The 24,855-nt window shown below is 71.5% G+C and carries 20 protein-coding genes; 11 read left to right on the top strand and 9 right to left on the bottom strand.

Features of this window, described 5'->3' with window-relative positions; genetic code table 11:
• Positions 1 to 8: 8 nt before the first annotated feature.
• Positions 9 to 4,775, bottom strand: coding sequence for an NACHT domain-containing protein (locus AC4MBH_RS09235; RefSeq protein ID WP_491794556.1), 4,767 nt, complete (start codon positions 4,773 to 4,775; stop codon positions 9 to 11).
• Between the two features lie 1,190 nt (positions 4,776 to 5,965).
• Here AC4MBH_RS09235 and AC4MBH_RS09230 point away from each other — a divergent pair.
• From AC4MBH_RS09230 to AC4MBH_RS09220, 3 genes are all read left to right on the top strand, one after another.
• On the top strand, positions 5,966 to 6,277 hold the full coding sequence (locus AC4MBH_RS09230; RefSeq protein WP_491794555.1) for a helix-turn-helix transcriptional regulator: 312 nt from the start codon (positions 5,966 to 5,968) through the stop codon (positions 6,275 to 6,277).
• 349 nt (positions 6,278 to 6,626) lie between these two features.
• Positions 6,627 to 6,992: a hypothetical protein gene (locus tag AC4MBH_RS09225; protein ID WP_491794554.1), complete on the top strand. Its 366-nt coding sequence runs from the start codon at positions 6,627 to 6,629 to the stop codon at positions 6,990 to 6,992.
• A gap of 2 nt (positions 6,993 to 6,994) precedes the next feature.
• Entirely contained in the window at positions 6,995 to 8,113 is a 1,119-nt protein-coding gene (locus tag AC4MBH_RS09220; RefSeq protein ID WP_491794553.1) for a tyrosine-type recombinase/integrase, read from the top strand.
• A 20-nt stretch (positions 8,114 to 8,133) separates the two neighbouring features.
• On the opposite strand, the gene ychF is transcribed toward AC4MBH_RS09220, so the two are convergent.
• On the bottom strand, positions 8,134 to 9,210 hold the full coding sequence (ychF, locus tag AC4MBH_RS09215; RefSeq protein ID WP_491794552.1) for a redox-regulated ATPase YchF: 1,077 nt from the start codon (positions 9,208 to 9,210) through the stop codon (positions 8,134 to 8,136).
• A 179-nt stretch (positions 9,211 to 9,389) separates the two neighbouring features.
• Between ychF and AC4MBH_RS09210 the strand changes: the two genes are divergently transcribed.
• The 5 genes from AC4MBH_RS09210 (at position 9,390) to AC4MBH_RS09190 (ending at position 16,075) form a co-directional block, all read left to right on the top strand.
• Positions 9,390 to 11,516 (top strand): AfsR/SARP family transcriptional regulator, encoded by a 2,127-nt coding sequence (locus AC4MBH_RS09210; RefSeq protein ID WP_491794551.1) that lies wholly within the window; start codon positions 9,390 to 9,392, stop codon positions 11,514 to 11,516.
• Positions 11,517 to 11,572: 56 nt separating this feature from the next.
• Positions 11,573 to 12,379, top strand: a complete 807-nt coding sequence (locus tag AC4MBH_RS09205) for an exodeoxyribonuclease III (protein ID WP_491794550.1) — start codon at positions 11,573 to 11,575, stop codon at positions 12,377 to 12,379.
• A complete protein-coding gene (locus AC4MBH_RS09200; protein ID WP_491794549.1) occupies positions 12,376 to 13,950 on the top strand; it encodes an EAL domain-containing protein in 1,575 nt (524 codons plus the stop codon). Before AC4MBH_RS09205 ends, AC4MBH_RS09200 begins: the two co-directional genes overlap by 4 nt.
• Positions 13,951 to 14,477: 527 nt before the next feature.
• The gene (locus AC4MBH_RS09195) at positions 14,478 to 15,602 is read left to right on the top strand and encodes a DNA recombination protein RmuC (protein WP_491794548.1); all 1,125 of its coding nucleotides are present in this window, start codon (positions 14,478 to 14,480) and stop codon (positions 15,600 to 15,602) included.
• On the top strand, positions 15,599 to 16,075 hold the full coding sequence (locus tag AC4MBH_RS09190) for a DUF6542 domain-containing protein (protein WP_491794547.1): 477 nt from the start codon (positions 15,599 to 15,601) through the stop codon (positions 16,073 to 16,075). Before AC4MBH_RS09195 ends, AC4MBH_RS09190 begins: the two co-directional genes overlap by 4 nt.
• On the opposite strand, the gene AC4MBH_RS09185 is transcribed toward AC4MBH_RS09190, so the two are convergent.
• Positions 16,038 to 16,658, bottom strand: coding sequence for an L-threonylcarbamoyladenylate synthase (locus AC4MBH_RS09185; protein ID WP_491794546.1), 621 nt, complete (start codon positions 16,656 to 16,658; stop codon positions 16,038 to 16,040). The two genes, AC4MBH_RS09190 and AC4MBH_RS09185, sit on opposite strands and share 38 nt — an antisense overlap.
• 123 nt (positions 16,659 to 16,781) lie before the next feature.
• Between AC4MBH_RS09185 and AC4MBH_RS09180 the strand changes: the two genes are divergently transcribed.
• Positions 16,782 to 17,780, top strand: a complete 999-nt coding sequence (locus tag AC4MBH_RS09180; protein WP_491794545.1) for a glycosyltransferase family 2 protein — start codon at positions 16,782 to 16,784, stop codon at positions 17,778 to 17,780.
• A gap of 23 nt (positions 17,781 to 17,803) precedes the next feature.
• Positions 17,804 to 18,184, top strand: a complete 381-nt coding sequence (locus tag AC4MBH_RS09175) for a GtrA family protein (RefSeq protein WP_491794544.1) — start codon at positions 17,804 to 17,806, stop codon at positions 18,182 to 18,184.
• On the opposite strand, the gene AC4MBH_RS09170 is transcribed toward AC4MBH_RS09175, so the two are convergent.
• Entirely contained in the window at positions 18,162 to 19,163 is a 1,002-nt protein-coding gene (locus tag AC4MBH_RS09170; RefSeq protein ID WP_491794543.1) for a 4-hydroxy-3-methylbut-2-enyl diphosphate reductase, read from the bottom strand. The two genes, AC4MBH_RS09175 and AC4MBH_RS09170, sit on opposite strands and share 23 nt — an antisense overlap.
• A 39-nt stretch (positions 19,164 to 19,202) precedes the next feature.
• On the opposite strand from AC4MBH_RS09170, the gene AC4MBH_RS09165 reads away from it, so the two are divergent.
• Entirely contained in the window at positions 19,203 to 20,192 is a 990-nt protein-coding gene (locus tag AC4MBH_RS09165) for a ketopantoate reductase family protein (protein ID WP_491794542.1), read from the top strand.
• On the opposite strand, the gene AC4MBH_RS09160 is transcribed toward AC4MBH_RS09165, so the two are convergent.
• The 5 genes from AC4MBH_RS09160 to rpsD all read right to left on the bottom strand — a co-directional run bounded on the left by AC4MBH_RS09160 (position 20,174) and on the right by rpsD (position 24,836).
• Complete coding sequence (locus AC4MBH_RS09160) at positions 20,174 to 21,469, bottom strand: hypothetical protein (protein ID WP_491794541.1); 1,296 nt, start codon at positions 21,467 to 21,469, stop codon at positions 20,174 to 20,176. The two genes, AC4MBH_RS09165 and AC4MBH_RS09160, sit on opposite strands and share 19 nt — an antisense overlap.
• Positions 21,466 to 21,975, bottom strand: a complete 510-nt coding sequence (locus AC4MBH_RS09155) for a SigE family RNA polymerase sigma factor (protein ID WP_491794540.1) — start codon at positions 21,973 to 21,975, stop codon at positions 21,466 to 21,468. Before AC4MBH_RS09155 ends, AC4MBH_RS09160 begins: the two co-directional genes overlap by 4 nt.
• A 147-nt stretch (positions 21,976 to 22,122) precedes the next feature.
• The gene (gene rplQ, locus AC4MBH_RS09150; protein WP_491794539.1) at positions 22,123 to 22,740 is read right to left on the bottom strand and encodes a 50S ribosomal protein L17; all 618 of its coding nucleotides are present in this window, start codon (positions 22,738 to 22,740) and stop codon (positions 22,123 to 22,125) included.
• Positions 22,741 to 23,064: 324 nt separating this feature from the next.
• Positions 23,065 to 24,081 carry a DNA-directed RNA polymerase subunit alpha gene (locus AC4MBH_RS09145; protein ID WP_491794538.1) on the bottom strand — a complete coding sequence of 339 codons (1,017 nt, stop codon included), beginning with the start codon at positions 24,079 to 24,081 and terminating at the stop codon, positions 23,065 to 23,067.
• A gap of 146 nt (positions 24,082 to 24,227) precedes the next feature.
• Positions 24,228 to 24,836 (bottom strand): 30S ribosomal protein S4, encoded by a 609-nt coding sequence (gene rpsD, locus AC4MBH_RS09140; protein WP_491794537.1) that lies wholly within the window; start codon positions 24,834 to 24,836, stop codon positions 24,228 to 24,230.
• Positions 24,837 to 24,855: the final 19 nt, after the last annotated feature.

The following is a 24,855-nucleotide window of genomic DNA, read 5'->3' as shown; positions in this document are numbered from 1 at the left end:
GTCAGGCGTCAGGCGTCAGGCGGGTCTTGGCCGGTTACGCGGTCCGTCGTATCCGGCGGCGCTTGGCCGTCCCGGTGGGCTTGTCCGGCGCGCAGGTTGAGGTCGGCGTCGAGCACGGCAGCGGTCGAGACCTGCACCCACGGGTGCGGTTCGTCGCGGGGGTAGTCCACCTTGAGCTCGCTGCGCTCGAAGCTGTGCAACGCCACGAACACCAGGTCACGCTCGCGCAGGAAGTCGGCAAGGAACGACGCCCGCACCGCCAGCGCCCGGCCGTCAACCCCGGGTGACTCGAGGTACGTGAGCGCCACGCGATCATCCCGCCCCACCCAGCTCGGGCCATGAATGTCGAACCGCAGCTCGGCGCGGTCTTGCACGAACGCGGACGGAAGCGCCGCGGTCGCGGAGTCCTCGATCGAGCAGTCGAGCAGCGACCCCTCCCACGTGTACAGCTCGACCGGAACCGCGACGTCGAACCAGTCCTGCCCGACCTGGACCGACACCAGTTGGTCGTGACGGTGGTAGCAGGCCGGCGCGCCCGTACGGCCGATCTCACCGGCGAAGCAACAGTCGATGTGACCGCGGGAGTCGGCGCCGTCGTCGAGCTGCTGATGCGCCGCCGCTGTGCTGAGGTGGTTCAGGAGGTCGGAGGCTTGCTCGGCGCGAGCGAACACCCCGTTCGCGTGAACTCGCTGCTGGAGACCGCGCCAGCTCTTCGGCTCGCGCGGGTCGTTGTGACGCACCCACCCGTCGAGTACCACCCACCGGTCTCCGTGTTCGTCATCCACCCACAGCGACGACGCCGGCGTCGGCTCGGACGCACGGTCAGCGACGAAGGCGGACACCTGCCCGCGGTAGCGGGCGAACTCGACACCATCGATCGGCCATCCGCTGAACCGGACTGGGGATGGTGCCCACCCGCCGCCGTTGACCGGGGTGCGGTCATTGAACGCCTCGAACGGCACCGGCGCCAGACTCGGGTCGAGCTCGCGCCGACCGATCATCTGGTGCAGGCCCTCGTAGTTCTCGGAGTCGTCGTAGCGGCGTGAACTCTGGTAGTGGTCAGCGACGCGCGCCAAGAGCTCGTGGAACGCGATCCACTGGTACTTCTTCCCCCAGCGTTCCGCTTTGTGCGCTTCGCGACCGCTGCGGCCCCGGCCGAGGTAGCGGTCCTCGGTGCCGAACAGCTGTGGGGTCCATCCGAGCGAGACCGTTCGCTGGAAGATCCAGCGGCGTGCCCGCTCGGCGGGGTAACCGTCATCGATCATCGGCGGATACCGGAGCGCGGACCGCAGCAGCGCCCGTTGCTCGGCAGTAAGCTCGAGATCAGGCCCGTAGCCGTGCGCGAACGGGGTCGGAGACCCCGACTCGGTGATAGCGGCTGCGTACCGGTCCCGTTGGGCCGCGTCGAGGGTACGCAAGAACGCCTTCCAGCGGCCCCTGATGACTCGGGGTTCGCGTCGATGCCGTGCCGGCCGCGTCGTTCCGGTGCGGTATCGGGAGAAGTGGCGAACCCCGGGCTCCACGACGTAGCGGCCGAAGTCGCCGAGCCCGAAGATCGAGTAGAAGATCGAGGTGTAGCCGGCCTGGGCGGGTTCGCCGTCATGGCGGCCGTACCGCGCGCGCAGCGTCTCCTCCAATGGTGGGTTCCCCGGTGCTGTCAGTCCGTAGGGGCGTGCCGCAGCTTCGAGCGCGGCCGGGGGTAGCAGGTCGCGGTTGACCGCCCACCGGACGATTCCGCGCGCGGAGTCGAGGAGGAGCTCATCGGGTCGCACCGGTGCGGTGAACACCAGGTCGTGCACCTTGCCTGCCAGGCGGGCGGCCGCGGCGGGGTTGTCCTCACCGCCGCGTAGCAGCGCACCGTAGGCGACCGCGATCACTCGTTGAACGACGTAGGGGTCGTTCACCGGCCAGAAGCGGCGCACCAGCGCGTAGGTGACGTCGAGGTGACCGTGCAGCAGCTGCACGAGAGCTTTGGTGACCCAGTCCCGCTGGTACCGGTTGGGGGAACTGAACAGCCAGCACAACGGGAGGCACGCGAGCTCGACGACAACGTCGTCGTAGCTGGGGTAAGGGCCAGCGGCGGCCCAGCGCGCCAGCCGGGCGAAGGGCTCGTAGCCGTCCTCAAGCGCGCTGTAGGTCGCGAACCCGAAGTGCTCGTCGCGCCGCGGCATCGGCATCCGGGCCAGGTGTCGATGCAGCAGGTCGCCGTTGAGTTTGTTGTCGGGCTGCGGCGCGAGCGCCGCCAAGACGCCGAACAGTTCTCGGGGGTCGAGAATCTGTTGGGCTTGGTTGAGCAGAGTCAGGGTGCGGTCGGTGATCGAGTCCGCGTCTCGGTGCGGCAGGGTGCGGACCACCATCCGTAGCACCTCATCGGCGAGCCACTCGGACATCTCCGCCGCGTCCTCGGCGCCGGCACGGGGCTCGTTGTCGGGCGCATCGTCACCTCCTGCATCGGTCGGGTCGTCGGTCGGGTCGTCCGTCGGGTCGTCGGCACGGGACCGGAGAAGGTCGGGGAGCTCGACGCCGTAGCGTTCAGGGAAGAACACCGCCGCTGCCTCGAGCACTCCGTACCAGGTGGCCGCGCGAAGCCACTGCCGCAGCCGGAGATCGTTGACCGGGTCGGCTGAGGATTCGACCCGACGCGCCAGCAGCAGGTGGTCGCTGAACGCCTGGAACGTCACGCGGACCGCATCGCCCATGTGGCCCTCGCCTAGGAACGTACGTTCTTGAGTGAGCACCCCTTCTTCTTGGAGCAGGCCCAGCAGGCGTACTCGGCCACCGCCGGGACCTGATGCTCCGACGCCCGAGGCGGCTGGACCGAGCGCTTCCTCGGCGACCGAGAGCTCGAGCGCCTCGGTGCGCGTCTCGATCATCTTCTCCAGCAGTGCGTCGAGGCCGGCGCGGACGCCGCGTGTCACGCGCTGTGCCTCATAGGCCGACGTGGCGCCGGTGACCCACCTGCGCGCGACCGTGCCCAATTTGGCTTCCAGGTATCGCTCGAAGATCGCGACCCGACCTTGATGGCCTGTCGGCCGCTGGTCGGGTGGAACCTCAGCGAGGCTCTCGCAGTACAACCGCAGGAACAGCGGGGTCGTGAACTCCGGGAGCAGCAGCGGGAGGGTAGGCGCGTCAAGGCCGTAGTGCGCGAAGTAGCGGCCAGTCGCCTCGACCTCGCGTTCCGCAAACCCCGGGTGGGCGCGCTTGACGTACTCGCCTTGTTCGGCCGCGTCCGCCACGACCGGAAGGTAGGTGTCGCGGCATGAGACGGCTAGGGCCACGTGGGCGTACGGCGCGACCTTGGCGCGCAAGGCCGGCAGGTGGGTGGCCCAGAACTCCGGGGGGACGGTGTCGTTGAGCGCGTCGATCAGGATGAGGAACCGGCGTCCTTCGAGTGCTGCGGCCTGCCCGGCGGCGTCCATCGCCCGCAGCAGTTCGTCGGCGCCGCGGGCCGGCAGGCCGAGCTGATCGGCGATGCTCGCCCACAGATCGCCGGACCCGAAACGGGCTCCGCCCAAGAATACCGCCTGTCGGCCGGTTTCGAGTGCGCGCTTGGTCGCGTCGAGCAGCAGGTGCGTCTTCCCCGAGCCAGCAACTCCGGTCAGAAGGTACGGCCCACCGGCCAGCAGGCGGCCAGGGCCCCGCTCGAGCCACGTCATGAGCTCTTGGGCAGTGTTGAGGACCTCCCGGATGACGTAGGAGTGCGACGGCGGCTCCTCGGCGCTAAGCCCAGGCCCGAGGTCCCCCTCGGTGGTCTCGGTGGTCTCGGTGGTCTCGGTGGGCTCGGTGGGCTCGGTGGGCTCGATGAGCTCGGCTGGCTCCGCGGGCTCGGTGGGCTCGGTGGGCTCGGCTGGCTCCGCGGGCTTGGCGGGCTCGCGCCGCCACTCGTCTCGCAGTCGTCGCTCGTAGTCGTCGAGGTTGATCAGCTGTTGCTGGGCGTTGGCCAGCGCGGCGAGCAGTTCGACCTGCTTGGCCGGCCATGTGTCGGTGGTCGGCGTGAGGTCGTCGAGAAGTTCACGTACCGCACCGACCGAGGTAGACGCGCCGCGGCACAGATTCGCGTGCGCCGGCCCGAGCCCGGTGGTTCGCAGGTGGACGTCGGCGGCCGCCGAGACCACCGCCTTCGCCAGTCCTTCGAGACGATCCAACGCCGAGGCGCCGAACCCGAGTGCGATCAGGTCATCTTGGATCGGGAGATCGACTTGCAGGTCGGGCCGGTACTTCTGCGAGGCGGTGTCGGCCTGCTCCTCGAAATTGGCCGTCAGCCAGCCGGGGCCGAGCACCATCTGGTCGAACCAGAACCACTCGCGGCCGCGGTGGTCGGGGCGCGAGAGACGTTCGAGGACGTCGCTCCCTTGGACGAGCGATACCTCAATGACGTCGGCGCCGGGAACATCACGCTTCCATGTAGCGACCTTGTCGTCGTACTTCTGCCGTTGTGACTTCCGTTTGCCACCGCTGGTGCCGGTGGCGAGGTTCTGCGAGATGACAAACGTGAGTTCTCGCAGCTGCGGCCGCTCGAGGGCCACACGTTGCACCGAGGCGGTCATCGCACTCAGCAGCGCGTCGATGCCCTCGATGTGCTTGGCCTGCCATCCGACCTCGGTGCCGGTGGCGTCAACGGCGTACCACTCGACGCCCCCGTCGGGGTTCCCAGTCCGGATGACCGTCGAGCCGGGCGGAGCGTCATCCTTTAGCAGCTGGTAGGTGAGTTCCTCGAACGCGCGGGCCTGGTCGCCGTCCCAGCTGCGCAGCCGGTCGAAGTCACGCTGAACCAACCCTTACTCACCTCGGTGTCATTGTGCCGGACTGGGACGACGAACCCCAACCGCGACGTCGAAGTCGTGAGCCCAGCCGTGTCGGTGCAGGCATCATAGGATTCGTCTCTGGCAGCGATCATCGTCAGAAATCAGGTGCCGGGGCTACCGGTCAAGCTCCCCTGCGTCTTGTTGGGCCATGGGACGTCAGCGGCGGAGCGGCGCAGGCCCGCTCGTCGGGTGCTGACCGAGCGCCCCTCACGCCGTTGCCGGCGCCTCGTGGACGGTGGCGGCCATGCGGACAAGGTCCTCGCCAGGATGCTCCCGTCTCGCGGGAGGGCGTACCGCTAACCCGTAATCGGGTGCGGCTGCAGGACCGACTCCGGGGGCACGAGACAACGACGGCGTAGTTGGCTCGGACGCCGCGCATGCGAGGCAGCCCTGATGTCCCCTCAAGTCAGGCACGGCAGTCCTCGAGGACCTCCGCCTCGTCGGCACCTTCAGCGAGCAAAGATGGGACGCCCCGGGACGCGCTTCCGAGCTCCGCACAGCAGGACGACCGCGCACAACCTCCGGACTGATCGAGATGCGGTCCAGGGCGACGCGGCCGAAGACTTCAGAAAGCCGGCACAGCAGGTCCGAGCGAGTTTCGCCCGCAACAACCGGCAACCTGCGGCACGCATGCAACGGCCGTCAGTCAGTCCATCCCTCCATGCGCTGCCCCGGATGGCGCTCGTTCCTGCGGCGCCCAGGAACGCAACTGCGCCATGACCTACACACCTCTTGCATTCTCGGTCCGGATTCGTCGGACGTAACGGCCTGAGCGTTCCCGAGGTCAGCCGGCGCCGGCGGGGGGACGTCCGTCGGCGCAGCCACGCCGTACGCCGTCACCGCAACGACTCGCGCTCCAAGTCCTTCCCGCGCCGACCCGTGAACGGAGAGCTTCCAATTCTCATGAGTTCGCCGTGCATTGATCGCTCCCGGGCAGCGCCGTCACCTAGGTGACCAGAGGCATCGAGAGTTTCTGCCAATCGGTGATCGCCAGGAGCCCCGTCGGCGCCTTATCCCAAGTGAGTGGGCAATGCCCGCGGAGCACAACAGAAGCGTCCTGGGCGACCGTTCTCGGCGCTCAGCGTCCCTCAAACCACAGGACGCTGAGTCGCTGTCTTCGGGGACGACGGGACAGACGATGCGACCAAGGATGCGATGACATGACTCAGCACGGACAACACGACCAGCAGGCCCTGTTTCCCGCCCTGCCGCAGCCGCTCGCGCCGCCGAAGCGGCAGCAGACCCGGCGGACCCCGCCGCCACTCCCTGCAGATCGGCCGAGCCAGCCGATGGAGTTCCAGGAGCTCTGGGACATCGACCAGGTCGCCAGCTACCTCGGCGTGCCCAAGCAAACCATCTACGGGTGGCGCACCACCGGCTACGGCCCGCGCGGGTTCCGGGTCGGCAAGCACCTCCGCTGGCACGCGGCGACCGTCATTCAGTGGACGCTCGGGCTGGCGAACGAGACATGATCCTCGAGGAGACCTGCCCGCGGTGTGGGACGTCGTTCTACGAGCCGCACCCGCGCAAACCTGGGCGACCGCGGCGGTGGTGTTCGCAGGCGTGCCGCCGGGCGGCATCCGAGGAGCGCCGAGCCGCAGCGAATGGGGCCATCGCGGTCGAGCACGTGCCGGTGGCGGTCTCGCTCGACGAGCACGTGCGCGCCGTCCTGGACTCCCCCGCGGCCTGTCGGCGGGTGCTTCGTGACCTCCGCGAGCGCTTCGAGGCTGGGCTGCTCACCGACGCCAGGTGGAACAGCGTGCAGTCTGAGGTCGAGCGCTTCCAGCGCAGGACACACACCCAGCTGAGGTGGGGAGGCAGGTGAGCCGGCAGCAGCAGCAGCGGCAGCGGGCACGGCGCGACCGGGCGGAGGGCAGGACAGGTCCGGCCCGAGCCCGGCGTGACCGGGAGCGGGAGGCGGAGCGGCTGGTCGCCCAGGTCCTCGACGTGCTCGCGCAGCGCGAGGTCCTGGTCGGCGAGCTCGACGCCAAGGTCGGCCGGCTGCTCGCCGACATCAAGGCGTTGGGGTGGCCGCCGGCCCGGGAGGCAGCTGCGGCCTGCGGGCTCACGGTCCGCGAGGCGGCCCGACTCCGCGACCTGGTGCAGCCGTCCGTGCCCGCGCCTACCCTGGACAGTCCGACGACGGCGAGCGATGCCCGGCGTCGGCACCGGTTCGACGAGGAGTAGCCATGTCCGAGGGAATCCAGCGTCGAGGCGAGCGTTGGCGGGCGCGCTACCGCCACCCGGAGACGGGTCGCCAGCACGAGCAGTCCTTCGCTAGGCAGACGGACGCGGTCCGCTGGCGCCGTCAGCAGCTCGACGCCTTCGACCGCGGCCGGTGGGTCGATCCGCAGGCCGGAAAGGTGTCGTTCCTGCGCTACTTCGAGGCGTGGGAGCAGAACCAGGTCTGGACCGACGGCACCCGCAAGGCCATGTCGCTCGCGGCCCGGTCGGCAACGTTCGGCGACATCGACCTGCGCCAGATCAAGGTGAGCCACGTCGAGGCCTGGGTGAAGTCGATGACGGTCGCGACGAAGGACCGGCCACGACCGCTGGCGCCCGGCACGATCAAGACCAGGTTCGTCAACGTCCGGACGGTCTTCAAAGCCGCGGTGCGCGACGGGATGATCGCCGTCGACCCGACCCTCGGGGTACGACTCCCGCGGCAGCGCAAGCGCGAGGCGGCCATGGAGATCCCCTCACCTGAGGTCGTGCGCGACATCCTCGAGGCCGCCGACCCGAGGTTCCGGGCGTTCGTCGCCCTGTGCGCCTTCGCCGGCCTCCGGCTCGGCGAGGCAGCAGCGCTCAAGGTCGGCGACGTCGACTTCCTGCGTCGACAGCTGCACGTCCGCCGTCAGGTTCAGCGCCTCGGCGCCGGCACCGTCGAGATCCGGCTGCCGAAGTACAACTCCGAGCGCACCGTCGCCGTCCCGGACGCGCTGCTCGAGATGCTGTCCGAGCACGTCGCGCTCGGCCTGGCCAACGAGTGGCTCTTCTCCGGCGTCGAGGACGTGCCGCCGCACCAGAACACCGTCGGGCACCGGTGGCGCACGACGCTGAAGCGGGCCGGCGTCGAGGGGGTGCGGCTGCACGATCTTCGGCACTTCTACGCATCAGGCCTGATCGCTTCGGGTTGTGACGTGGTGGCCGTGCAGCGCGCGCTCGGGCACGCGAAGTCGACGACGACGCTGACGACGTACGCGCACCTGTGGCCCTCGGCCGAGGACCGGGTGCGCGAAGCGGCCGCGTCTTTAGTTGTTGAAGTCAACCGTTCTACTGAGGGCACTGTGAGGGCAGATCGACCATAAATGGCCTCTGACCTGCGGCTTTACACGTTGAAGCGGAACTCCACGACGTCACCGTCGGCCATCACGTAGTCCTTGCCCTCCATACGCACCCGGCCGGACTCGCGGGCCTTGAGCAGCGACCCGTGCTCGACGAGGTCGTCGAAGGAGACGATCTCGGCCTTGATGAAGCCCTTCTGGAAGTCGGTGTGGATGACGCCGGCGGCCTCGGGGGCGGTGGCGCCCTTCCTGATCGTCCAGGCCCGGGTCTCCTTGGGGCCGGCGGTGAGGTAGGTCTGCAGGCCGAGGGTGTCGAAGCCGACGCGCGCGAGGGTCTCCAGGCCGGGCTCGTCGACGCCCATCTCGGCCAGCATCTCGCGGGCCTCGTCGTCGTCGCCGAGATCGACGAGCTCGGCCTCGAACTTCGCGTCGAGGAAGATCGCCTCGGACGGCGCCACGAGCTCCTGCATGCGGGCCTTGAGCTCGTCGTCGGCGAGCTCGTCGGCGTCGCAGTTGAAGACGTAGATGAACGGCTTGGCGGTCAGCAGCGACAGCTCGCGGATCAGGGTGCGGTCGACGGAGGTGGCGGTGATCGGCGTACCGGCCTCGAGGTGGCCGAGGGCCTCCTTGGCGGCGTCGAGGTTGGCGGTGACCGCCTTGTTGCCGCGGGCCTCCTTCTCCAGCCGCGGGATCGCCTTCTCGACGGTCTGCAGGTCGGCCAGGATCAGCTCGGTCTGGATGGTGGAGATGTCGTTGCCGGGGTTGACCTCGCCGTCGACGTGGGTGACGTCCTCGTCGCGGAAGACGCGGGTCACCTGGCAGATCGCCGCCGACTCGCGGATGTGGGCGAGGAACTTGTTGCCCAGGCCCTCGCCCTCGGAGGCGCCGCGCACGATGCCGGCGATGTCGACGAACTCGACCGTGGCCGGCAGCACCTTGGCCGAGCCGTAGATCTCGGCCAGCCGCGGGAGCCGGTCGTCCGGTACGCCGACCACCCCGACGTTGGGCTCGATGGTGGCGAACGGGTAGTTCGCCGCCAGCACGTCGTTCTTGGTCAGGGCGTTGAAGAGGGTGGACTTGCCGGCGTTGGGCAGGCCGACGATGCCGATGGTGAGAGCCACGGGCCGCGAGTCTACGGGCGGGGCTCGGCGCGGACCGACCCGGCGACGACCCGGCGACCGGCGGCCCGCCGCCGACGACCTGAGGAAGCGGTGGCGCGAGCCACTTCCCACACCGCCCGACTCCCTTACCCTGGACCGGGGCGTCACGCCCCATCCGCACCTGGTACCGGGGGAGGGCCATGACGAGCAGCGCGCTCGAGCGGGCGGTCGCCGACCGTGACGCGGCAGCGGTGCGCGCCATCGTCACCGGCGACACCGACGAGACGCTCCGCCCGGGGGAGGTCGCGCTGCTCGAGCAGGCCGCGGCGCTGGTCGCCCCCGACGGAGGTCCGCTGCCCGTCTCGCTCGCGTGGCGCTACGGCTACGCGCTGCACCAGGCCGGCAGCTTCGCCGACGCGCTCGCGGTCTACGACCGGGCCGTCACCGGCGACGACGCCGGCGCGGCCGACCCGGTCGACACGGCGTACCTGCTCTCCAGCAAGGCCTCCTCGCTCTGGGCGACAGGGGACGCCTCGGCGAGCCGCCGGGCCGCCGACGCCGCGCTCGCGGCGGCCCAGGGCTGCGGCGACGACGCCGCGGTGGCTGCGGCGTGGGTGTGCCAGGCGCTGGTGTGCGTCCTCGAGGGCGACCTCGACGCCAACCTCACGGCGTACGAGAAGGGGCTGGCCGCCGCCGAGCGGGCCGGCGACGTGCTCACCCAGGCACGGATCCACAACAACCTCGGGTCCCGCTGCAACGCCGAGGGCCGCTACACCGAGGCCCTCCCCCACCTCGACCGGGCGATCGCGCTGGCCGAGTCGGTCTCCGCGCCGCCCCCGGTGCGGGCGCTGAGCCTGGTCACCCGCTCCGACTCGCTGCTCGGGCTGGGTCGGGTCGAGGAGTGCCTGGCCGAGCTGCACCTCGCCCGCCACCTGACCCGGTCGTCCGAGAGCCCCCTGCTCGGCCTGGCCGTGGTGGGCATCGGCGACGCCAACCGGCTGTGCGGCAACGCCACCCAGGCCGCCCTGGCCTACCGCGAGGCGCTGGTCATCGCCGAGCGCACCGGCAACGCCCAGGTCGCGGTGCCGGCGCTGTCCGGGCTCGCCCGCGCGCTCGTCGTCGACGACGTCGACGAGGCCCAGGGCCTGGTCAAGCGCGCCCTCGACCAGCCGGCGGCCGTCGGCCAGGTCGACCCGCTGCTCGCGGCGGGGTGGGTGTGCCTGGCCACCAAGGACCTCGACGCGGCCGGGGAGTTCTCCCGGCTCGCGGTCCGCGAGGCCGGACGCCGGCACGACTCGCGCGGTCTCGCCGAGGCCCTCGAGCTGCAGTCGCTGCTGCTGTCGGGTCCCCGCGCGGTCGACCTGCTCGACGAGGCCGGGACCCTGTGGCGCAGCACCGCCAACGCCGTCGGACTGGCGACCAACGAGGTCCTGCGCGCCCGCGCGACCAACGACACCGTGCAGGAGCAGTCGGCACGCCGCCGCCTGCGTGCGCTCGGTGTGCGCGACGACGCCACCCGGATCGCCGGTCCCCTGCAGGCCCTCGGGACGGCCGACCGGGCCCGGGTCGCCATCCGCACGCTCGGCGCGTTCGCCGTGCTGTGCGACGGCGAGCCCGTGCCGGCGTCGGCCTGGCAGTCGCGCAAGTCGCGCGACGCCCTCAAGATCCTCGCCGGCAAGCGGGGCCGCCCGATCACCCGCGACGCGCTCGCCGAGCACCTGTGGCCCGACTCCGACGGGAGCGGCAACCGGCTCTCGGTGGTGCTCTCGACGCTGCGCTCCGTGCTCGACCCCGGCAAGGCGCAGCCGTCCGACCACTTCCTGTGCGCCGACCGCGAGGCCGTGCGGCTCGACACCGACCACGTCGAGATCGACGCGGTCGTGTTCACCCAGACCGCGACGGCGGCGCTCAAGGCGCTCCGGTCCGGCGAGCGCCGCGACGGCGGGCACGGCGACGGGCACGGCGACGTCGAGGAGCTCGAGCGGGCCGCCGCGATGTACACCGGCCACTACCTCGAGGACGACCCCTACAGCGACTTCACCGTCGACGTGCGCGACGAGCTGCTGTCGCTGGCGCTCGAGGTCAAGCGCGAGCTGGCGCTGGCCCTGATCTCCCGCGGGCAGCAGCAGCGGGCGATCCCATGGCTGGTCGGACTGATCGCCGACGACCCGTACGACGAGCCGTCCTGGCACCACCTGATCTCCGCGCTCCACGACGCCCGCCGTCACGGCGAGGTGCGCCGCGCCTACCGCGGCTACACGACCCGGATGCGCGAGATCGGGACGCCGGTCGCCCCGGTCGAGCAGCTGCTGACGCCGTACACCTGACCCGCGGGGCGGGACCACGCAGGGTCCCGTTGGCCGCCCCGACATAGGGTGAAGCGGTGCGGCTGGCCACCTGGAACGTCAACTCCCTGCGTGCGCGCATCGACCGCGTCGAGGCCTTCCTCCAGCGCCACGACGTCGACGTCCTGGCGGTGCAGGAGACCAAGGCGCGCGAGGACCAGCTGCCGCTGATGGGCCTGCAGTCGCTCGGCTACGAGGTCGCCGCCGCCGGCTACAGCCAGTGGAACGGCGTGGCGATCATCAGCCGGGTCGGCATCGACGACGTCGAGGTCGGCTTCCCGGGCATGCCGACCTGGGGCGAGCCGGCTGCCGCGGAGGCGCGCGCGATCGGGGCCACGTGCGGCGGCGTACGGGTGTGGTCGCTGTACGTGCCCAACGGGCGCAAGGTCGGCGACCCCCACTACGTCTACAAGCTCGACTGGCTGGCCCGGCTGCACGAGGCCGCGGCCGGCTGGACAGGCACCCCGACCGCGCTGGTCGGCGACTGGAACATCGCGCCCCAGGACGACGACGTCTACGACATCGCCGCCTACGCCGACTCCACCCACGTGACCGCCCCCGAGCGAGCGGCGTTCGCAGCCTTCGTCGAGTCCGGGTACGCCGACGTGGTGCGGCCCCACGCGCCCGGCCCGCAGGTCTTCACCTACTGGGACTACTACCGGCAGCGGTTCGAGCGCAACCGCGGCATGCGGATCGACTTCGTGCTCGGGTCGGCGTCCTTCGCCGACCGGGTCACCGGGGCGTTCATCGACCGCGACGAGCGAGCCGGATCGGGTGCGTCCGACCACGCGCCGGTCGTCGTCGACCTCGCCGACGCCGGCGACCGGCGGTCGGGCAGCGGGTGACCACCAGCGACCGCGCGCTGATCGAGGTCCTCACCGACGCCGCGATCGAGATGCCCTGGCCCGAGGACCACATCGAGGCCTGGCTCGTCGCCTACGCCGAGCGCGCGGTCCGTGGCGACGTCGCGGTCAGCGCGCGGCCGGCGGGGCCGCCCCACGTGAGCCTGCTCTTCGGCGACCAGCGCTTCCTCGTCGCGCGGCGTCCGGCGGGCGACGAGCCGTTCAGCGGTCTGGACCGTCGTACCCTCGCGGCGCTGAGCACGATGGCCACCGCGTCGCGGCACGCCGCGCGGCGCGAGGCCCGGCTGCGGCGCGCGGCCCACGCCGACGACCTGACGGGCCTGTGGCACCACAACCACTTCCGCGAGCTGCTCCAGGCGGTGATGGAGAACCGGGTCAACGAGACGCTCGCGGTGCTGTTCCTCGACATCGACCGGATGAAGCGCCTCAACGAGCACCTCGGTCACCTCGACGCCGACGAGGTGCTGCGCGAGATCGGCTCCCGGCTCCGCTCCGACCTCTTCCCGGCCGGCTCCTTCTCGGCCCGGATGGGCGGCGACGAGTTCGCGGTCGTCGTCCGCCACCTCGACGACGTCGACCACCTCGAGCGCCTGGTCCACGACCTGCACGCGCTGCTGCGACAGCCGATCCAGGTCGGCGACAACGTGGTGTCGATCGAGGTCAGCATCGGCGAGACGCTGTCGATCGCCGGCACCGACGACCCGGAGGTGCTGCTGCGCACCGCCGAGCGCCGGATGCGCCAGCAGAAGCGCTCCCGCCGTCCCGAGGCCCTGCCCCCGCGGTGGTACGACGACCGCACGGTGCTGCGCGACATGCTCGAGCAGGGCCGCGTCGAGGTCGCCTTCCAGCCGATCGTCGACCTGCGGGCCGGCGAGGCGATCGGGTTCGAGGCCCTGGTGCGCGGCCGCCACCTCGAGTTCGGTCCCGTGTCGCCGATGGTGCTGGTCGGCGCCGCCGCCAAGCTGCAGCTGCTCGACGAGCTCACCGAGGTGGTCCTCGAGCAGTCGCTGGCCGTCCTCGGCGCAGTGGCCGGCCGGCTCGGGCGGCGGGTCGCGCTGAGCATCAACGTCGAGTTCGAGCAGCTGCGCGCCGACAGCCGGCTGCTGCGCTCGCTGCCCGAGCGGATGCGCGACACCGACGTCGACCTGGTGCTCGAGATGTCCGAGCGGCACGTGTCGCGCTGGACGCCGGCGCAGCGCAGCGTGGCCGACGAGCTGGCCGCCGCGGACATCGGGTTGGCCATCGACGACTTCGGCGCCGGCTACTCGGCCCTGGCGCTGCTGACCAGCTGGGACTGGAAGTGGGTCAAGGTCGACCGCGCCGTCGTCGCCGAGTCCTCCTCCCCCGCCGGCCGCACCGTCCTCGGTCACGTGGCGAGCATGCTGACCGACCTCGACCGCACCGCCGTCGCCGAGGGGGTCGAGACCGAGACCGAGCTGACCGTCGTCCGCGAGGCCGGCCTCCACCTCGCCCAGGGCAGGCTCTTCGCCGAGCCGGCCCCCGGCGAGGCCGTCCTCGCCCGGGTCGCCGAGCACGGCCTGCGCCTCCCCTGAGCCGGGGGTCGTCGCACAGCGGTCGTACGACGCCGCGACCCGCGCTGGTCGAGGCGGGCGAGCGGTCCAGCGAGCCCGGGTCGAGACCCGGCGAGGTGCGCACCCTGCGGTGGTTTCGAGACGGTTGCTAGCGCAACCTCCTCAACCACCGTCGGCGACCCGCGCTGGTCGAGCCGGGCGAGCGCCAACGAGCCCGATCGAGACCCGGCGAGGGGAGGCACCCTGCGGGGGTCTCGAGACGGCCGTGGCCGGCCTCCTCGACCACCGTCGGTCGCCGTGGGCGGGACCCTGCGGGGGTCTCGACTCGCTCGACCACCGTCGGCGGTCGGCCGTCGTACGACGCTGGTCGAGCCGGGCGAGCGCCAGCGAGCCCGAGTCGAGACCCGGCGAGGGGAGGCACCGTGCGGGGATGGTCTCGAGACCGGCCGTGGCCGGCCTCCTCGACCAGCGTCGGCCGCCGTGGGCGCGGACGCCGTGGGCGGAGCGGGACCGCCGACCTGTCGGTGGTCGCGTCCATAGTGAGCGGCATGGAGATCGCCACCGTCCTCGTCCTGGCCCTCGGGGTGCTGCTCGGCCTCGCGGCCGGCGCCGCCGTGGGCTACGCCGCGGGCGTGCTGCGCGGGCCGGCCGAGGAGCCCGCGGCTCCGGCCGACGACCGGATCGCCACGGCGCTCGACCAGCAGGCGGTCGTGCGCGAGAGCCTCGAGCGGCTGCACGACCAGATGCGCGACCTCGAGCACGGCCGGGTGTCGTGGCAGAGCCAGCTGCACCAGCAGGTGCTCGACATGCGCACCTCCACCGAGTCGCTGCGCCGCGAGACCCAGTCGCTCTCCACCGCGCTCCGCCGGCCTCAGGTGCGCGGGCGGTGGGGCGAGCTCCACCTGCGCCGGGCCGTCGAGCTGGCGGGCATGGTCGAGCACTGCGACTTCAGCGAGCAGGTGCGCCTCGACGACGGTGCCCGCCGCCCCGACCTGGTGGTCCACCTCGCCGGCGGGCGGTCGGTCGTGGTCGACGCCAAGGTGCCGCTCGACGCCTACCTCGACGCCACCGCCAGCGACGACGACGACGCGCGGGCCGGCCACCTGGCGCGCCACGCCCGCCAGCTGCGCCACCACGTCGACCTGCTCAGCAGCAAGGCCTACTGGCGCTCGCTGGCCTCCTCCCCCGAGTTCGTGGTGCTCTTCGTGCCGGCCGAGTCGTTCCTGGCGGCCGCGCTCGACGCCGACCCGTCGTTGCTCGAGCACGCCTCCGGCCGCGACGTGGTCGTCGCCTCCCCCACCACGCTGATCGCCCTGCTGCGCACCGTCAGCCACGGCTGGCGGCACGAGGCCCTCTCCGCGCAGGCCGACGAGGTGCACCGCCTGGGGCGCGAGCTGCACGCCCGGCTGTCGACGTTCGGCGACCACCTCGACCAGATCGGGCGGTCGCTCAACGCCACCGTGGGCCACTACAACAGCGCAGTGGGGTCCCTGGAGTCGCGCGTCCTGGTCCAGGCGCGGCGGTTCGACGAGCTCGGGGTGACGCCGTCGGGCGCCGGCGACCTGGGCACGCCCCGGTCGGTCGAGCTCCGCGCAGTCGAGCGGGACGACCGCCCCGCGCCCCGGCGCGGCGACGCGCGGGAGCCCCCCGCGGCCCGTAGCGTGGGACTGTGAGCCTGCCCGGCACCCGCACCATCTGGGAGGAAGGTCACGAGCCCGGCCGCGAGGTGGCCGCGCTCGGGGTCGCGCTCGCCCTGACGGCGGCGGCGGTCGACCTCCTGCTCACCGAGGAGGTCGGGCTCCTCTTCGACGTCGGCTTCGTGGCGCTGTGCGTGACCCTCGCCCTCACGGTCCGACCGTCCGACAACTTCACCGTCGGTGTCCTGCCGCCGCTGCTGATGCTCTCGACGTTCCTGCTGCTCGCGATGTCGCGCGCCGAGGCGATCGCCGAACCGCACGACGGCGTGCTGCAGGCCGTCGTCTCGGGGCTGTCCCACCACAGCGTGTCGCTCGTGCTCGGCTACGTCCTCGCACTGGGCGTGCTGGCGGTCCGCCACCGGGTCGGGAGGCTCCGCGAGGAGGACGGGCCGCCGATCGACGGCCCGGGACTCACGCGAAGCGATCCGGGTCGCCGGCTCCTCGCCTGAGCACCTCGGGCGACCCGCTCGACCAGTCCACCACCGTCGTCGGCTCCGCCGAGGTGTCGCCCGCCTCGACCACCAGGTCGACGACGTGGTCGAGCTCCTCCTTGATCTCCCAGCCCATCGTCCGGGGCTCGGTCTCGCCGGGCAGGATCAGCGAGCTGCTCAGCAGCGGCTCCCCGAGCTCGTCGAGGAGCAGCTGGACCAGGCGGTGGTCGGGGATCCGGACGCCGACCGTGCGCTTCTTGGGGTGCAGCAGCCGCTTCGGCACCTCCGGCATCGCCGGCAGGATGAACGTGTACGGCCCGGGCGTGGCCGACCGGATCGACCGGAACGCTGCGTTGTCGACGTGCACCAGCTGCCCGAGCTGGCTGAAGTCCTTGCACACCAGCGTGAAGTGGTGGCGGTCGTCGAGGCCACGGATCCGCAGGATCCGGTCGCGTCCGTCCCGGTTGCCGATCCGGGACCCGAGGGCGTAGCCCGAGTCGGTCGGGTAGGCGATCAGCGCGTCGTCGCGCAGCGCGTCGACGACCTGCTGCACCAGCCGCGGCTGGGGGTTGTCCGGGTGGATGTCGACGTACCGCGCCATGGGGTCATCCTCCCACCTGCCCGGGCGCCACGAGATTTCCCGCGGCACCCGCCCGTGTTGCACAGTGGTCGCCGGAGGTCCGCTGCCGGCACGGCGCGAGCGGACCCGAGAAGGAGGAGCACGGTGGCCCACCCGCACGACGACGAGAGCCAGACGGCCCGCCGCTCGGTGGCCTACGTCCTGCCCGTCTTCGACGAGGAGGACAACATCGCGGCGTTCCACGCCGCGCTGGCGGAGGCGACGTCCGCCCGGCCCGACCTCGACTTCGAGTTCCTCTACGTCGACGACGGCAGCCGCGACGACTCCCTGGCGCGCCTGCTCAAGCTCCGCGGCGACGACGACCGGGTGACCGTGCTCAGCCTGTCGCGCAACTTCGGTCACCAGATCGCGGTCACCGCCGGCCTCGACGCCTGCACCGACGCCGATGCCGTGGTCATCATGGACACCGACCTCCAGGACCCGCCCCGGGTCAGCATCGAGATGATCGAGATGTGGGAGGGCGGCGTCGACGTCGTCTTCGCCCAGCGCCGCAGCCGGAAGGACTCCCGGTTCAAGCGGGCGACGGCGTTCGGCTTCTACTGGCTGCTCGACCGGATGGCCGAGACCGAGATCCCGCGCAACGTCGGCGACTTCCGGCTGATGGACCGCAAGGTCGTCGCCGAGGTCTCCCGCTACCGCGAGAAGGACCGCTTCCTGCGCGGCATCGTGGCGCACGTCGGCTTCCGCCAGGAGGCCCTGCTCTTCGACCGCGACCCCCGCTTCGCCGGGGAGTCCGGCTACCCGCTGCGCACGATGGTCCGGTTCGCGGCGAGCGGCATCGTCGGGTTCTCCACGGCGCCGCTGCGCTGGATCTCGCGGCTCGGCTTCGCGATCTCGGCGTTCTCGCTGCTGCTGGCGGTCTACGTCCTCGGCGTCCGGATCTTCTTCCCCGAGGAGTCCGTGCCCGGGTGGGCGTTCCTCGGCGTCGGCATGTTCCTGCTCAGCGGCCTGCAGCTGATCATGATGGGCGTCATCGGCACCTACCTCGGCCGGGTGTACGTCGAGGCGCAGGACCGCCCGCTCTACTCCCTGGCCCTCACCGCGCGCGGTTCCCGCGACGACGGCGTGCGGGGCCGACGCTGAGGCCGTCGCTCTCCCCCACCGTCGTGCGGTTCGCCGGGGTGGGGGTGGTCAACACCCTGCTCGACCTCGGCCTGTTCGTGCTCCTGCACGACGACCTGGGCCTCGTGCTCGCCAACTTCGTCTCGACCAGCGCCGGGATGACCTTCAGCTTCGTGGTCAACGGGCTCTTCACCTTCCGCGCCGGCCGGCTGACGCTGCGCCACGCGCTGCTGTTCCTGGCCACCACCGGCACCGTGATGTGGGCGCTGCAACCGGTGTTCCTGTACCTCCTCGAGGACGTCGTCGACCCGATCGCGCTGGTCAAGGTGCTCTCGATCGGCCTGTCGTTCGCGGCCAACTTCGCCGCCTACCGCTACGTCGTCTGGCCGGCCAGCCGTCAGGTCAGGACCGACCCGCGGCCTTGAGGTCGCGGCGCAGCTCCTTGGGCAGCGAGAAGATCAGCGACTCCTCGGCGGAGTGCACCGCGCGGGCGTCGGGGTAGCCGCGCTCGGCCAGGAAGTCGAGGACGCCCTCGACCAGGCTCTCCGGCACCGAGGCGCCCGAGGTGACCGAGACGGTCCTGACGCCGTCGAGCCAGGCCTCGTCGATCTCGCTGACGTCGTCGACCCGGTAGGACGCCTTGGCGCCCGCCTCCAGCGCGACCTCGACCAGCCGGACGGAGTTGGAGGAGTTGGCCGAGCCGACCACGATGACGAGGTCGGCCTCGGTGGAGATCTCCTTGACGGCGAGCTGGCGGTTCTGCGTGGCGTAGCAGATGTCGTCGCTCGGCGGGTCGATCAGGAGCGGGAACCGCTCGCGGATCGCGGCGACGGTGGCCAGGGTCTCGTCGACCGACAGGGTCGTCTGGGAGAGCCAGGCGACCCGGGCGGGGTCGCGCACCACGATGCCGGCCACGTCCTGCGGGCCCTCGACGAGCTGGATGTGCTCGGGGGCCTCGCCTGCGGTGCCCTCGACCTCCTCGTGGCCCTCGTGGCCGATCAGCAGGATGTCGTAGTCGTCGGCGGCGAAGCGCTTGGCCTCGTGGTGGACCTTGGTGACCAGCGGGCACGTCGCGTCGATGGTCTTGAGGTCGCGCTCGGCCGACTGGCGGTGCACCTCGGGCGAGACGCCGTGGGCGGAGAAGACGACCGTGGCCCCGGTCGGGACCTCGGCGATCTCCTCGACGAAGATCGCGCCGCGGGACTCGAGGTCGGCCACGACGTGCTTGTTGTGCACGATCTGCTTGCGCACGTAGACCGGGGCGCCGTAGAGCTCGAGCGCCTTCTCGACCGTGATCACGGCGCGGTCGACGCCGGCGCAGTAGCCGCGTGGCGCGGCGAGCAGCACCGTGCGCTCGGCCTCCTCGGGGCTCAGGATCGCTGGCATGCCGACGTCGGTGGTCATGCCCCGAGTCTACGGACGTGCGCTGGTAGACATTGATTCGTGAGGTACGTCGTCCACGGAGCCGGCGCCATCGGCGGCGGTGTCGGCGGTCTGCTGCACGCCGCGGGCCTGTCGACCACCCTCGTGGCCCGCGGTGACCACCTGACCGCACTGCGGGTCGGCGGCCTGCGGCTGCGGGTGGGCGACGGGCCCGAGCGGGTGCTCCGGGTGCCGACCGTGGGCGGTCCGGACCAGCTCGACTGGACCGACGACACCGTCGTGCTGCTCGCGGTGAAGTCGCAGCACACGGCCGGCGCGCTGGCCGACCTCGTCCCGCACCTGCCGGCGGGAGTGCCCGTCGTGTCACTGCAGAACGGCGTCGCCAACGAACGTGCCCTGCTGCGGCACGTCGAGCACGTCCACGCGGTGACCGTGATGATGCCGGCCAGCCACCTCGAGCCCGGCAGCGTCACCTTGCACTCGGCCGGCCGCCCCGGGCTGCTCGACATCGGCCGCTACCCCGCCGGCGCGGACGACGTCGACCGGGCGGTGGCGGCCGACCTGGAGGCCGCCGGGTTCGCGAGCGTGCCGCGCCCCGACGCGATGGCCTGGAAGCACCGCAAGCTGCTGATGAACCTCGGCAACGCCGTCGACGCCGCCTGCACGCCCGACGACGCCGCCGACGAGCTCGTACGACGGTGCCGCGACGAGGGCGAGCGCGTGCTGGCGGCAGCCGGCCTCGACGTGGTCAGCGAGGCCGTCGACCGCGAGCGCCGCGGCGACCTGCTCCGCCCGCTCGTCGACCGCGACGGGGTCGGCTCGTCGTCGTGGCAGAGCGTGCGCCGCGGCACCGGCGACGTCGAGGCCGACCACCTCAACGGCGAGGTCGTGCTCCTCGGCCGCCTGCACGGCGTACCGACGCCGGCCAACGAGCTGGCCCGGCGCACCGTCAACGACCTGGTACGCCGCGGAGCCCCGCCGCGGACCGTGCCCGCGGCGGGGCTCCTCGAGGCGCTGGACGAGCATCCAGGTCAGTCGGCCCGGACGTAGAAGCCGAACCCGACGGCGGCGCCGTCAGGGACGGCGCTCCCGCCCTGGCGCACGAGGGCCACCTCGTCGGCCCCGGCAGGGACGGCGGCGGCCCCGTCCTCGTCGATGCGTGCCGCGTCGGCCTGGAGGTACTCATACCCGGCCCAGCCGCCGCCGACCCGGCCCATGACCCGGTCGACGACGACGAGCAGCGGCCCGTCGAGGTCGGGCACCGCCGCGACGGCGCCGTCCGGGCCGAGGTCCGGCGTCGCGGTCTCGGCGAGGCGCCACGCGTGGCCGTCGTGCTCGACGGTCTCCGGCACTCGGAGGCCGGCACCGAGGTCGCGCTCCGCCGGCATCTCGTAGCGCGCGAGCCCGACCCGCAGGTCGTCGCTCTCGACGAGCGGTTCGCCCTCACCCGCGGCGAGTGCGACGACCCTCAACGTCGTGGTCGCGCCCAGTCCGGCCAGCGAGACCTGGTTGGGTTCGGCCAGGGCCGCGGGATCGACGGTCGGGACGGACTCGGTGCACGTCCCGGAGATGAACGGGATCGCGAGACCGCCCCTGGGGTGACTGATCTGCACCCGGGCGCCCGCCGGCGCCCCGACGCAGAAGTAGGCGTAGGCGACGTTCGATTCCGGACTGCTCGGCTCGATCACGACCTCCGCCTGGCCGGGGTCGCCGATGACCGCGTCGAGCAGCGGAGCACCGGCTCGGGTGCCCCGGAAGGTCGCTCCGTGGCCGTCGACCCCCTCCGGGCGCTCGTCGCCCAGGGCGTACACGGCCAGCGCCACCTTGCCGGTGCCGACCTCGGCCGAGACCCTCGTCGCCTCATCTGGCGTGACGAGGGTCCAGTCGGCGAAGTCGTCACCGTCGTAGGCCAGCGGGGGGTCACCGGCCCCGACCGTCACCGCCACACGGTCGTCGTCGGTCGACGTGCCCCACGACACCAGACGGGGCTCGTCCGACTCGCCCAGCTCGACGACGACCCGTCCCTCCCCGCTGAGGTGGCCGACGTAGTCGTAGGTGAAGCCGAGCGACTGCAGCTCGCCGGGGACGTCGGTGCCGAACACGGTCGCTCCGGCGGCGTCGGGTCCCGAGCCGCCGTCGCCGGGGGCCACCGTGACCAGCGTCGTCACGGCGACGACGACGGCGGCAACCGCGACCCCGGCGACCCGGCGGCGGCGCGTCACCCGGACCCGGCGCTGGATGCCCTGGCTGCGGTCGACCGCGGCGATGCCGAGGACGTCGTCGGCGTGGGTGGCGAGGGTCCTGCGCAGGTCGTCGATGCCGTTCATGACTGGTCCTCCTGGGTCTCGAGCGAGGGATCGATCCGGAGCTTGGCCAGGGCCTTGCTGGTCTGGCTCTTCACCGTGCCGACGCTGCAGCGCAGCAGCTCGGCGGTCTGCGCCTCGGTGAGGTCCTCGAAGTAGCGCAGGACGACGACCGCGCGCTGCCGGCGGGGGAGCCGGCCCATCGCGTCCCACAGGTCGTGGTCACCGGCCACCGCGTCGGCGGCGTCGGGCACGCCGGTGTCGGGGACGTCGTCGGTGGCCTGCTCGCCGTTCCACCTGCGTCGCCACCAGCTGTTGTAGGTGTTGAGGAGGATCTTGCGGACGTAGGCCTCGGGGTTGCCGCGCACCCGGCCCCAGGCGAACCAGGCCTTGCCGAGCGAGGTCTGCAGGAGGTCCTCGGCCAGCTGGTGGTCGCGGGTCAACAGGTACGCCGTGCGGAGCAGCGCGGCCGAGCGCGCGGCGACGAACTCGTCGAAGTCGACGCGCCGGTCGGCGGGCACACCTGCCATGGGTCGCCTGCCCTTCGGTGGCGCCGGGCGCGCCAGGTCGGTGGTCATGTCTGTCTCTACGCCCCGGCCGGACAGGAAGGTTGCCCCCGGACGCACGAAGGCCCCGTCACCTCACGGTGACGGGGCCTGTCGGTCGTGCGGGCCTGCTCAGGCCTTGGGCTCGTCCTCGGACGCCTCGGCGTCCGCGGCCTCCTCGGAGACGGGCTCGCCCAGCTCGCCCTGCTCGTCGGCAACGACGCTCTCCTCGGGGCTGGCCTCCTCGGTCAGCGACGTGGGGGCCTCGGTCTCGGTCTCGGCGACCTCGACGTCGGTCTCCTCCACCTCCACGGCCTCGTCCTCGACCGGCGCGACGGTCGTGCGGGAGGCCTTCGGGGTCGACGCCTTGGGGGCGTAGGCCTCGGTGACCAGCTCGATCACGGCCATCGGGGCGTTGTCGCCCTTGCGGGGACCGATCTTGGTGATCCGGGTGTAGCCACCGGGACGCTCGACGAACGTCGGCGCGATCTCGGTGAACAGCACGTGCACGACACCCTTGTCGCGAATGGTCTTGAGGACCTCGCGACGCTGGTGCAGCGGGTTCTCGCCCTTGTACGCCTTGACCGCCTTGGTGATCAGCTTCTCGGCGTGCGGGCGCAGCGTGCGCGCCTTGGCCTCGGTGGTCGTGATCCGCCCGTGCTCGAAGAGCTGGGTGGAGAGGTTGGACAGGATGAGGCGCTGGTGCGCCGGGCTACCGCCGAGGCGGGCACCCTTCTTCGGCTGAGGCATGTGCTTCTCGATCCTCCCGGGCCGTACGAGGTACCCGGGCTAGAGGTGGTGGGGTGGTGCGGGCGGTGGTTTCGAGACGGCCGTGGCCGGCCTCCTCAACCACCGGTTTCGTGGTGTCCTGCGGGTGGTGGTCCCGAGACGGTTGCTGGCGCAACCCGCTCAACCACCGTGGTCTTGCCGCCAGGCAACCGCACGGGTCGCCGACGACAACTGCGAGCGCGGCAGCGCGGCGCCTCCGCGTGGCGCCGCCGACGAGAACGGCGACAACAGCCGAACGTCATCGGCGGCGACACGGGAGGAGGCGACGCGCTCGCGCCATTCAGATCAGTACTGCTCGTCCTCGACGAACGCGTCGTCCTCGTCGTCGCCGTACGCCGCCAGGGCAGCGTGGGGGTCGAAGCCGGGGGCGCTGTCCTTGAGGGACAGACCCATCTCGACCAGCTTGGCCTTGACCTCGTCGATCGACTTGGCACCGAAGTTGCGGATGTCGAGCAGGTCCTGCTCCGAGCGGCTGATGAGCTCACCCACGGTGTGGATGCCCTCGCGCTTGAGGCAGTTGTAGGACCGGACCGTCAGCTGCAGGTCCTCGACCGGGAGGGCGAGGTCGGCGGCGAGCTGCTCGTCGACGGGCGAGGGGCCGATGTCGATGCCCTCGGCCTCGACGTTGAGCTCACGGGCCAGGCCGAAGAGCTCGACCAGCGTCTTGCCGGCCGAGGCGATGGCGTCGCGCGGCAGGATGGACGGCTTGGTCTCGACGTCGATGACGAGCTTGTCGAAGTCGGTGCGCTGCTCGACACGGGTCGCCTCGACCTTGTAGGTCACCTTCAGCACGGGGCTGTAGATCGAGTCGACGGGCATCCGGCCGATCTCGTTGTCGTTGCCCTTGTTCTGGACCGCGGAGACGTAGCCGCGGCCACGCTCGACGACCAGCTCCATCTCCAGCTTGCCCTTGTCGGACAGCGTGGCGATCTTGAGGTCGGGGTTGTGGACGTCGACACCGGCGGGGGGCGCGATGTCGGCGGCCGTGACGTCACCGGCGCCGGACTTGCGCAGGTACATGGTGACGGGCTCGTCGTGCTCGGAGGAGACGACGAGGTTCTTGAGGTTGAGGATGATCTCGGTGACGTCTTCCTTGACGCCCTCGATCGTCGAGAACTCGTGGAGGACGGTGTCGACCTTGATGCTCGTGACCGAGGCACCGGGGATCGACGACAGCAGGGTGCGGCGCAGGGAGTTGCCGAGCGTGTAGCCGAAGCCGGGCTCGAGGGGCTCGATGACGAACCGGCTGCGGAAGTCGCCGACGGACTCCTCCGACAGGGTGGGGCGCTGTGCGATGAGCACTGTGTTCTTTCCTTCCCGGGCCGACCGCTATATGAGGGCCCAGATCTGCTGGTGATGACGGAAGGTTCTTCTCCTCGCGCGGGCCGGCCGGCATGCCGGACGCGACCCACGCGGGGGGCAGTAGAGGGGCGGAGCCCCCCGACCGTTCACTTCTTGGAGTAGTACTCCACGATCAGCTGCTCCTGGATCGGCATGTCGATCTGCGCGCGGAGCGGCACCGAGTGCACGAGGGCGCGCATCCGGTTGGGCAGCACCTGCAGCCAGGCCGGGACGATCCGCTCGCCCTGGGTCTCGCGGGCGATGATGAACGGCGTCATCTCCAGCGACTTCTCCCGCACGTCGATGATGTCGTACTGGGTCACCTGGAACGACGGGATGTCGACCTTGCGGCCGTTGACCAGGAAGTGGCCGTGGACCACGAGCTGGCGGGCGTGGCGGCGCGACCGGGCGAAGCCGGCGCGGTAGACCACGTTGTCGAGGCGGCACTCCAACAGCTGGAGGAGGTTCTCACCGGTCTTGCCGGTACGGCGAGCGGCCTCCACGTAGTAGTTGAAGAACTGGCGCTCCATCACGCCGTAGGTGAAGCGGGCCTTCTGCTTCTCCTGCAGCTGGGTGCGGTACTCGCTCTCCTTGATCCGCGCGCGGCCGTGCTGGCCGGGAGGGTAGGGACGCTTCTCGAACGCAGCGTCGCCACCGACGAGGTCGACACCGAGACGGCGCGACTTCCGGGTCATGGGTCCGGTGTAACGGGCCATGGGTCAGTCTCCTGTTCTG

Source organism: Nocardioides sp. WJ219, from assembly GCF_058559815.1.
The sequence above is the reverse complement of the archived record's forward strand: the minus strand, read 5'-3'. Positions and strand labels throughout refer to the sequence as shown.